Raw genomic sequence first — 5,279 nt, forward strand, 5'->3', positions numbered from 1 at the left:
TGATGCACTCCCGACGTTCAATCTCGTCGCAATGGTATCAATACTGCTTACAGACGACAACCAACGGGTCGGTGACCTCGTTGGAGATACAGTCGTCGTCAAGCAACAGTAACCGGAACGGATCGGTATCTGCTTGACTTGTATTGACCGATCCGTGAGTCTTCTGTACTGATCGCAGGGAAGACAAACATATCACTTTCTAAGTATTTCAACAGAGCCAAATTCTACTAAGTGGAGAAACCGTATTAAATCACACATAGTTATTCTCTTTCGTTAAAGAAACCTATATAGGTTACAAAACCACGTTTTAGCACATCACACTTATATTCGTAGTCTCTGAAGAATAGTTTGATGAGTTCAAAACAAGACGATCTTAAGGAGACAAACACCGAGGCCCGCTTCGAGTTCAAAAAGGAGGAGAAGTCCGCGTTCAAAAGCGAGAAGGGCCTCACCGAAGAGACGGTCCGCGTCATCTCGGAGGACAAAGGCGAGCCGGAGTGGATGCTGGAGCGCCGCCTCCGCGCACTCAAGCAGTTCCAAGAGATGCCGATGCCGACCGACTGGCCCGGGCAGCCCGACCTGAGCGAGGTCGACGTCGACGAAATCGTCCCATACATTCGGCCGGACGTCGACGTCCGCGCGGGCGTCGACGACTGGACAGAACTCCCGGACGATATCAAGGACACCTTCGACAAGCTAGGTATTCCAGAGGCGGAGAAGAACGCGCTCTCGGGCGTCGGCGCCCAGTACGAGTCCGAGGTCGTCTACCAGAACATGCAGGAGCGCTGGGAGGAGAAAGGCGTCATCTTCTGTAACATGGACGAGGCCGTCCAGGAGCACGAGGAGCTCGTCCGAGAGCACTTCATGACGAAGTGCGTCCCCCCGAGCGACAACAAGTTCGCGGCGCTTCACGGCGCTATCTGGTCCGGCGGCTCGTTCGTCTACGTCCCCGAAAACACCACGGTAGACATGCCGGTTCAGGCGTACTTCCGGATGAACTCCGAGGGGATGGGCCAGTTCGAGCACACGCTCATCATCGCCGAGGAGGGCTCGGAAGTCCACTACATCGAGGGCTGTTCGGCGCCGAAGTACTCGAAGTTCAACCTCCACTGCGGTGGCGTTGAAGTGTTCGTGGGCGAGGACGCTCACGTCCAGTACTCGACCGTCCAGAACTGGTCGAAGAACACGTACAACCTCAACACCAAGCGCGCCATCGCCGAGAAGGGTGGCCGCATGGAGTGGATTTCGGGGTCGATGGGGTCGAAGGCGACGATGCTGTACCCGTCGACGATCCTGAAGGGCCGCGGCGCCTCCGACAACCACATCACCATCGCCTTCGCGGGCGAGGGCCAGGACATCGACACCGGCGCGAAGGTGTACCACAACGCGCCGGAGACGAAGTCGACCGTCGAGTCGAAGTCGATCGCGAAGGACGGCGGCCGCACCAACTACCGCGGGCTTGTCCACATCGCGGACGGCGCCGAGAACTCCTCGACCGCCGTGGAGTGCGACGCGCTGATGTTCGACAACGAGTCGACGTCGGACACGATGCCGTACATGGAGATCAACGAGTCGAAGGTCGACGTCGCCCACGAGGCGACCGTCGGCAAGATCGGCGACGAGGACATCTTCTACCTCCAGTCGCGCGGTCTCGACGACGACGACGCGAAACAGATGATCGTCTCGGGGTTCATCGAGCCGATCACGGAGGAGCTGCCGATCGAGTACGCCGTCGAGCTGAACCGGCTCGTCGAGCTGGAGATGGAGGGTTCGCTCGGGTGATTTGATGCCAGAGTGTACACATTGCGGGGGCCACGTCTCGCAGCGATTCGTGACCGTATTCGGGTTAGACGGCGGTGACGTCGTTGCCTGCCCATCGTGCTCCAGTAAAGCGAACATCGCAGAAACAGTGTTAAATCGTCGCTGACAGCGAGCCATGGAACACTGTTTCGCGTGCGATACCGACTACGGGTACCTTGGAACGCCGCCGCACGAGGGTACCTGTCCGGCTTGTGGCTCGCCGTTCGTTACGCCAGCGGGCGAGCTCAACGTCGTCGACACGACAGCGTGGGAGAGTGCCGCAGGGCTCTCGACCATCCACGTGACGACGGTCGACGACCGATCCCGTCGCTTCGAGTTCGTTGTTGCGGCGCGTCGTGGACGCGGAGAGCTCGTCTGTCTCGCGATCGATGGGACGGCGGTACCCACTGAGACGGCGTGGTCAGTCCCGTCTGCCGTCGCTACGAGAGTTACCGCACACGGGATCAGGATCAGCGACTCGACGCCGGTTCAGCGCACATGACCAACAGTACAGGCCAGACACGCGGTCGTGGCTGTTCTGTCACAAGCAAGAGAGGTGATGCTACGTGATGAACGAGCGCACTACCGAAGAGCGACCTGAGACCGTTTCTCACGAAGATGAGAGCGATAGCCACTCATCAAACGAAATCGGCGACGAACGGTCTGTTACCGACTCCGTTTCGGGGGCGAACACGGACAGACAGTCTCAATATCAAACTACGTGTCCGGAGTGTAGCGGGCGACTTCGCCGAGCTGACGATGACGTGGACACAGTCTGTGACGACTGTGGACTTGTTGTGCCGGATGCGACGCTCGATACGAGTATCACACTGTACACGCCGAACGGAACTAGTGAGAAGGAATCTCGCGTCGGACCATCGAGCACGAACCTCTTACACGATAAGGGGTTGTCGACGATGATTGGGTGGCAAGACACCGATGCGAATGGAAACGCGCTATCGGGAGAACGGCGACAACAGATGCGTCGACTTCGGAAGTGGGATGCTCGATTTCGACGACGCTCATCGTCCGATAAAAATCTCATGCATGCGCTCGGTGAGATCAATCGTATGGCCTCCGCGCTCGGTGTACCAGATAGCACTCGAGAAACGGCAGGGGTCATCTACCGACGGGCACTCGACGAGGGGCTCCTTCCGGGTCGGGCTGTTGAAAGCGTCGCTACTGCGGCGTTGTACGCGGCCAGTCGTATGGATACCGCGCCACGCTCTATCGACGAGGTCTCGACGGTAAGCCGTGTCGAGCAAATCTGCGTTGAGCGGGCATATCGACACGTCTCACGCGAGCTCGGGTTGGAGATTGCTCCGACAGATCCCCGTTCGTTCATCGGACGGATCGCGTCGGACGTGGGGTGTACGGACGCGACGGAGCGAGAGGCACGACGGCTCGCCAGCGAGGCGATTGAAAAAGGCGTTCACAGTGGGAAACATCCAGTGGGCATCGCCGCAGGGGCACTGTACGCGGCTGCCAGACGATGCGATGAGTCGCTCCGACAGGCCGACATCGCTCGTGTAGCAGACGTGAGCGAGATGACGATCCGGAACCGATACCCCGAGGTGTTGGCCGCAGCGGACGCTGAAGAGATGATAGACACAGAGAACAGTTAACCTGCGTGTGAGCAGGGTTGCGCTCAGAACTGTTTGCCGAGGGTTGGAACTGTTTTTGTATATACTGTTCGTATCAACACCAATGAAAGACATCGAGAGCTCAAAAAGAGAAAACAAGCGAGGGTCAGACTGGTACCAGACACTCGTTGAAGAGGTGAACGACCTTGCAACAGTCGTCGATACCGATGGAACGATAACCTACGTCAGTCCGGCCGTCAAACGCATTCTCAGCTACGATCCCGACGAGTTGGTCGGCCACGAAGGGTACGAATTCGTCCATCCAGACGACCGAGAGCGAAACGCCGAGGCGGTCGAAGCGGTTCTGTCGAACCCGTCCGAATCTGAAACTGTCGAAGTTCGGTTCAAGCATGCTGACGGATCGTGGCGCTGGATCGAGGCCACAATGAGGAATCGACTCGATGACGGCCTCATTGACGGGATCCTTCTCAGCAGTCGGGACATCACTGAGCGGAAAGAGTACGAAAGCGAAGCTCGGGAACTGGCCGAAGAGTACGAAGCTCTCTTGGAGAATGTAGAGGACGCGATATTTCTTATTAATGTTGAACACGGTGATGGTACTGTCAAATTCGAGTTTGAACGGCTCAGTCCGTCCTACGAACGGCAAACTGGTCTAACGACTGAGGACGTACAAGGTCAGACACCACGAGACGTATTCGGCGACGAGCAGGGGGCAGACCTCGAAGCAAACTACCACCGCTGTGTCAACGCTGGTGAACCAATTTCGTATCAAGAGGAGTTACGGGTCGGAGAGAAGGCACGCTTCTGGCAAACGAAACTTGCACCGGTCGTCACCGATGATGAGGTAACTCGTCTCATCGGGGTCACTCGGAATGTCACCGAGCGCGTTGAACGAGAGCGACAGTTACGGCAACAGAACGACCGGCTTGACGAGTTTGCGAGTGTTATCTCTCACGACTTACGCAGCCCGCTCAACGTCGCACAAGGTCGTGCGGCGCTCCTCGCCGGACAAGCAGAAAGCGAGCATCTCGACCCTCTCTTACGAGCGCTCGATCGAATTGAAGCAATTGTCGAGGATACGTTGACTCTCGCACGACAGGGAAACACGATAAACGAAACAGAGCCGATCAGTTTGACTGACCTCATCGGAAAGTGTTGGGCCACGGTAGAAACTCACGACGCATCCATCGAAATTGTTGATGAAATAACGTTCCAAGGTGACCCAGATCGGTTACGACACGTGTTCGAGAACCTGTTCCGGAACGCTGTCGAGCATGGTGGGCTTGACGTGACCGTTCGTGTTGGGCGTCACGGCGAACAGGGAATATATGTCGAAGACGACGGGCCAGGAGTCCCGGCAAACAAGCGCGAAGAAGTGCTTGAACCGGGCCATTCGTCGGCTAGTGGTGGTACTGGTTTCGGATTGACTATCATAAAACGAATCGTGGAAGCTCACGGGTGGGAGCTGTCCGTAACTGAAGGAACAGATGGTGGCGCACGGTTCGAGTTCGAGATGAGGGGATAGAGGAGGCTATTCGGTCGAATCCAGTCTCTGGTAGATCAAATGATTTGAACTCACCGGAACAAAATGTCCTACCGATTCAAGTACAACTTCTAATACCTACCCCCAATTCAGATAGTGTGAACCTAGGTCGGCTCTAATCCGGTCATTTCTGTCTCAGCAAGAAGCTCGGATAGACTCGTCTTCAGAGCGGTATGAGATTAGAACTCCCGTACTGCTATTATTTCATCCGTTGTAGTTTAACGCTTCACGCCAGCGCTGTCCCTTGATTCGATATCGTTGAGACTACCTGTCACAGAAACCCGGTGGCTGCTGTGAGTTACCAACCACCGGATTCAGTGATTGTCAACCGG

At 56.6% G+C, this 5,279-nt stretch carries 4 protein-coding genes; all 4 read left to right on the plus strand.

Annotated elements, in window-relative coordinates:
* The first annotated feature begins 351 nt into the window (after positions 1 to 351).
* Positions 352 to 1,782, plus strand: coding sequence for a Fe-S cluster assembly protein SufB (gene sufB / locus EXE46_RS15995; protein WP_137689332.1), 1,431 nt, complete (start codon positions 352 to 354; stop codon positions 1,780 to 1,782).
* 154 nt (positions 1,783 to 1,936) lie between these two features.
* On the plus strand, positions 1,937 to 2,302 hold the full coding sequence (locus EXE46_RS16000; protein ID WP_137689333.1) for a hypothetical protein: 366 nt from the start codon (positions 1,937 to 1,939) through the stop codon (positions 2,300 to 2,302).
* Positions 2,303 to 2,843: 541 nt separating this feature from the next.
* The gene (locus tag EXE46_RS17540; protein WP_255509600.1) at positions 2,844 to 3,425 is read left to right on the plus strand and encodes a transcription initiation factor IIB family protein; all 582 of its coding nucleotides are present in this window, start codon (positions 2,844 to 2,846) and stop codon (positions 3,423 to 3,425) included.
* 82 nt (positions 3,426 to 3,507) lie between these two features.
* Positions 3,508 to 4,929, plus strand: a complete 1,422-nt coding sequence (locus tag EXE46_RS16010) for a PAS domain S-box protein (RefSeq protein WP_137689335.1) — start codon at positions 3,508 to 3,510, stop codon at positions 4,927 to 4,929.
* Positions 4,930 to 5,279 lie beyond the last annotated feature (350 nt).

Source organism: Halorubrum sp. GN11_10-6_MGM, assembly GCF_005435165.1.
Taxonomy (GTDB): domain Archaea; phylum Halobacteriota; class Halobacteria; order Halobacteriales; family Haloferacaceae; genus Halorubrum.